We start from the raw sequence: 698 nt of genomic DNA on the forward strand, positions 1-698 counted from the left end.
GCCTATATCACCGTCGGCGCAAAGACCTCTCACGGTGGGACGGTCATCTCCGGCTCACCGCACACCACTCATAACGGTATCCCAGTCGCGCGTAAAGGCGATAAAGTCATCTGTAAGAAATGCAAAAAGGTGACCACTATTCTTAGTGGTGATGCATCCTTTATTGTCGATGGCGCACCTATTGCTCGCGACGGCGATGTCACTAGCTGCGACGCTAAGCTGATTGTGATTCAGCAAGCGTTTGCAGAGTCTGACTTTGATGTTGGCAGTATTGCACAGGCAGCGCCTTTGGTGTTTGCGAAGTCGGAGCCTGATGCTTTATTTGGGAATAGCTTTGTAGAGGATGATGAGGAGCCTATTGAAGATGACTATGTCATTACTAATTTAGGTGATGACGTTGATAAAATTGCAGCTGACTCACCTACTTTGCAGGAAAATATCAAAGATTTGCAAGAAGCAGATTGGAACATAATGTATGGTCCTGATTCTGGAGGAACATATACTAATTATGAAGATAGAGAAATAGTAGTTTCTGAATATTATAGAGATAAGCCCGCTATGGCTCTGCATGCGCTCAGTCATGAGGTAGGTCATGCTACCTATCAAGGGGAGATAGACATATCAAGTAGAGATGCTTATATTGGTAGTAAGCTAAAAGGAGAAGGAGGCGCTGCGATTTCCAGTGTCATCATCAGAGC

The 698-nt window shown here is 45.1% G+C and carries 1 protein-coding gene; it reads left to right on the forward strand.

Features of this window, described 5'->3' with window-relative positions; genetic code table 11:
* On the forward strand, nucleotides 1–698 hold a 698-nt coding region (locus tag JMW90_RS13480), incomplete at both ends, for a PAAR domain-containing protein (protein WP_227691977.1).

It is taken from the genome of Psychrobacter glacincola (assembly GCF_904846215.1).
Lineage (GTDB): Bacteria > Pseudomonadota > Gammaproteobacteria > Pseudomonadales > Moraxellaceae > Psychrobacter > Psychrobacter glacincola.